The following is a 4643-nucleotide window of genomic DNA, read 5'->3' on the forward strand; positions in this document are numbered from 1 at the left end:
TGGTCCTGGCCTCCTTCGGCGCGTCCTGGTGGTTGACCTATGCCGACCGCCCCTGGGCGTTCTTCGGACTTCCCACGCGGACCTGGCAGTTAGGTGTCGGTGCCTTGATTGCCGTTCTCGGGTCGCAGCCGGTGACCCGGCTCCCCGGCTGGTTCCGGTCGCTCCTCAGCTGGCTCGGCGTGCTTCTCATCCTTGTCTCCGCGTTTCGGCTGAGCGAGGACTCCGTCTTTCCCGGGTGGGTGGCGGCGCCGCCGGTCCTGGGTGCGGGTTTAGTCATTGCGTCTTTGCAGGCACCCGCGCCATGGGCAGCCGACCGCGTTCTGGGGCAGCGCTGGCTGGTCTTTCTCGGCACCATCTCCTACTCCCTCTATCTCGTGCACTGGCCGCTCCAGGTGATCCCGGCCGCGGCCTCGGGCCGCCTGATTGCCGACGGGCCGGCCTGGTGGCTCGCCGCTTCGGCACTCCCCCTCGCCTGGCTGCTTCACCGAACGGTTGAGGAGCCGCTGCGCAATCCCCGATGGCTGCGGCGGCAAAGGCCCAGGGCTCAGGTCGGCGCGGCTGTGGGCGGGGCGTTGGTCGTCGCCCTGGGACTCTATGTCGTGGTTCGCGTCGCCCCACTGCCGGTCATAGATGCCGGCCGCCCCTATGTCGGCACCGCGAAGTTGGGATCCTCGCTGCCCCCGCAGTTCGCCGCCTATGTTCCGGACAACCTGATCCCAACCCTGGCCGATGCCTATAAGGACATTCCCGCGACCTATGCGAATGACTGCACACGCCCGGTCGAGTCGGCCCGCCCGGAGCCGTGTTCATTTGGGGACTTGACGTCCGGCACGGTGGTCGCACTGTACGGAGATTCCCACGCGACGTCGTGGTTCACCGCATTGGCGCAGTTGGCGAGCGACCACAAGTTCCGGCTGGATGTCTATTCCAAGTCCAGCTGCCCCTCCGTGCCGGTGGACCGTCCCCTGAACGGGCTCTCTTATCCACAGTGCGATCAGTGGCGCGCCGGAGTGAATCGCGCGTTGTCCACCCACCCGCCCGCGGTCATCATCGTGACCAACCGGATCATCCCGGGTCGTGATCCACGCGCGGACACCAGCCGACGGAACGCGTGGACGATCGCCACCCACGATCTTCTGCGGCGACTGCCGAGCGTATCGGTAGTGGAGATCGTTGATACGCCCAATGTGCGCATCACACCCGCCATCTGCCTGGCGGCCCATCCGACGCGCACGGCCGCCTGCGCGATTGCGCGTGACCGGGCCTTGCCGCCCGCCTGGATCGATGCCCAGGTCTCGTCGGCGACACAGAGCGGCGCGTTGGCTATCGATATGAACGACTACCTGTGCACGCCCCAGACGTGCGGGTTGATCGTCGGAAATGTCCTGGTCTATCGCGATGCCCATCACCTGACGACCGAAGCATCGCGCCTGCTCGCTCCGGCCTTGTGGACGCGGCTCGGGGCCGTCGTGGAGGGGTCGTCGTGAGCAACCGTGTCAGACGCCGGCAAACGTCCCAGCCGGCACCACCAGGCGAGCCCCGGGCACGTGGCCATTTCCGCCCGGACATCCAGGGGCTCAGAGCGATAGCGGTGGCGGCGGTGGTCGCCTTCCATGCCGGGCTGCCGTTGCCTGGTGGGTTCGTCGGTGTCGACATCTTCTTCGTGATCTCCGGCTTCGTCATCACAGGCCTGCTCGCCCGCGAGCACGACGAAAGCGGCCGGGTTCGGTTAGGTCGCTTCTATGTTCGCCGCTTCAAGCGGCTCACTCCGGCCCTCGTCGCAACGGCCCTGGTGACCAGCCTGTTGGCGATGTTCGTCCTCTCCCCAGTGGGGCCGCTCCAGGGCACGACCCTGACCGGGGCGGCGGCGATCGTGATTCTGGCCAATGTCGTCATCGCGGTCACGACGGGCGACTATTTTGCCGGTCCAGCGGAATCAAATGCGCTTCTGCATACGTGGTCGCTCTCGGTCGAGGAACAGTTCTATCTCGCCTTCCCGGCTCTATTGGTGTTGGGCTGGGCGCTGAGCCGGCGCGGCCGGCGAGCCGTGGCCTGGTTGCCGGTTGGGCTGGTGACGGCCGGCTCGTTCGTGCTGGCCATGGTTGGTGACCGGCTCGGCGGGCTTGCGCTCTCGCCACGGCTGGTCTATGTCGCCGAACTTGCCAGTGGGTTCTACAGCCCCTTGACTCGCGCCTGGGAGTTCGCGGCCGGCGCCGTTGTCTGGTGGATCCACACTCGGTGCCGGCGCTCGCTCGCGATGGGCTGGGTCGCGACGGTGCTCGGCGCCGGCGCGCTGGTCGCCTCGTTCGCGTTGATCACCGAGAGCACTCCCTTCCCCGGCCCGTGGACACTCGCGCCCGTCGCCGGGACCGCTGCGCTGATCTTGGCACCGTCCCTGTCGCCGGGGGGTGCCACGACCCTGTTGGCCCGCCGACCGATGGTGTCGCTCGGGAACTGGTCGTACTCGATCTACCTTTGGCACTGGCCGGTCATCGTCTTGACCAAAGCGATGCTGGGCGACGGATGGTGGATTGTCCTCGCGGCGGCCGCCTCGCTAGCGCCCGCGCTCGCGAGCTACTACTGGATCGAGAATCCATTCCGGCACAACGCAATCACCGGCGGGCGACGGCTTCTCGGTGCGATCGTTGCGGTCGCTCTGATCCCCGCCGTATGCTGCCTGGCTCTTCTCCGAGTCACCCAAGCCGGCTTGTACTCACCGACCGTCCGGACCTTTCAGGCCACCCTGCTCGCTCGGCATGTGGGCGATGTTCTTGGCTGCAACATTGGTGCGGACGTCACGAACTTGTCCCGGTGCACCCTGAACAAGCACCAAGCGGGGGCCCCGATCTATCTCCTCGGGGATTCGCACGCGGACCACATCAGCGAGGCGGTGGCCGGTGCCGCGCTGGCGCTTGGCCGGCCCACGGTGCTCCTCGAAGTCAACGGGTGCCCTTTCACTACCTCGCCTTCGGGCCGCCTCTCGACGCTCTGCACCCGGCTGGTGCACGCGCGCATCACCTACCTCGCGAGCGCGCCCCATGGCGTCGTGGTCTTGTCAAATCAATCCGGGGACGACAGTCTCCTCGCGCTGACCCAGCAGTTGATTCGGGACGGGCACCGGGTGCTGCTGATCGCCCCGACGCCGGACTTGCCGTCGTGGGCGCCGGATGAATGCTCCACGTTGCGCGTGCTGCGGGATGCGTGCGACGCGACTGCGTCACTGTCGCGGGTAGCCCGCTCGCAGCGCTCCGCACGGGCCCGGGTGGATCAGGCTGCGCGCGTGCCGGGAGCCGCCATGCTGGACCTGAGTCCGCAGATCTGTCCCGACGGGATCTGCCGGGCGCGACGCGCAGGCGTCGTGGTCTTCCGCGACGCCGACCATCTAAGCGTCGCGGGCAATATGCCGCTCGTCACGCCGCTCCGGGTGGCGATCCAGCAACTGACCCAGGCGCCCTGAAGGCCACGCTCTGGCCCCTCGCTGGTAGGCGCGTGCGCTGCGGCCGCACCCTGGGCCGCCCCTACCGACGAGGAGCGCGAGGTGACGACGACGCGGTGGGTGCAAGGGTGAACAGGCCCGCCTCGACCAGCCCGAGCAGGGCCATGCGAAGGTCGTTGCCAGCATTGTCGGGTGCGTCCGGGAAGGCCTCGACGACGTGGTTAACCACCTCTGTCAGTGGTGCACCACGGGTGCCGATGAGCGCCGCGGCGGCGAGCGCGGTCGGCCCGCTCAGCTCGAGCACCGGACCCCCGGGCAGGACGGCCCCTAGGACGTCCTCGCCCTGCGTGGCCCAGGTGGCCCGGGCAGTCGGCACGATCCAGCCAGGCGGTGGCTGCCCGTCATCGGCTCTGGTGACGATGGGCGCGGCCCCGGCCTCCAGCATCGCCTCGCCCCAGAGGGGGTGCCGCACGGCGCCGCCCCGTGCCCTGGTCCAGCCCGCACGCACCAAGGCCTCGCGCAGTCCCGTGACATTCGGCGTCGTAACTCGGACCAGGGTGGCCGTCTCAGGCGCGGGGCGAGTGTCCACTGCGAGGCCGGCATCGCCGGCCACCACGGCAATCGCAGCCGCGTGGAAGCGGCGTAGCTGATCCTGCGTCAGGTGCACCCCGGAGCCGGTGCGCACGGCCGTGGTGGGGGCCTCGGTTGAACCCCACTTCTGCGCGAGATAGGTGAAGTCGGCGCTCAGGTCGGTGCGGAAGGATTGATAGTGGGCGTCGAACGGAGTCTGAGCATGCAGGCATACCCACGCGCGGTCCTGGACGCAGACGATGCGCCCGTATGCCGTGGTGAAGAAGTCGTTGTGATCGACGCGTTTGAGACGGGGGTCGTAGCCGACCGTGCGCGCGGCGATCGTCCGCGCGAGGTAGAAGTTGGGCACCTTGTAAAGCACCGGGAGCCCGTCGATGACGGTGCCCTGGCGGGCGCGAGGCGCACCGCGCGTCGCCAAGAGCGCCTGGCGGTGGTAGTCGGTCGACGTCCACTGGGGCAGGTTGATCACGCGTCCGCCGTAGAGGTCGACCCCGGGATTTCGCCGCAAGTAGGCGGCCGCGCGGGCGATATCGAAGTCCGGCAAGAGGATGAAGTCGTCGTCGCACATGAGCACGAATTCGGTCTCGACAGCCGCCAGCAAAGCGGTGCGGCCGGC

General features: G+C 68.3%; 3 protein-coding genes. 2 read left to right on the forward strand and 1 reads right to left on the reverse strand.

The window, feature by feature from the left end:
• Together PKH97_RS13870 and PKH97_RS13875 are read left to right on the forward strand one after the other, a co-directional pair.
• Window positions 1-1487, forward strand: a 1487-nt coding sequence (locus PKH97_RS13870; protein ID WP_324388130.1) for an acyltransferase family protein, incomplete at its 5' end; no start/stop codon positions are given.
• Window positions 1484-3457: an acyltransferase family protein gene (locus PKH97_RS13875; protein WP_324388131.1), complete on the forward strand. Its 1974-nt coding sequence runs from the start codon at window positions 1484-1486 to the stop codon at window positions 3455-3457. The genes PKH97_RS13870 and PKH97_RS13875, both read left to right, overlap by 4 nt.
• A 61-nt stretch (window positions 3458-3518) precedes the next feature.
• Here PKH97_RS13875 and PKH97_RS13880 read toward each other — a convergent pair.
• Window positions 3519-4643: glycosyltransferase family A protein (locus tag PKH97_RS13880; protein WP_324388132.1), on the reverse strand; the 1125-nt coding region annotated here is incomplete at its 5' end.

The sequence above is a fragment of the Nostocoides sp. genome, from assembly GCF_035343835.1.
GTDB classification, from domain to species: Bacteria; Actinomycetota; Actinomycetes; order Actinomycetales; family Dermatophilaceae; genus Nostocoides_A; species Nostocoides_A vanveenii.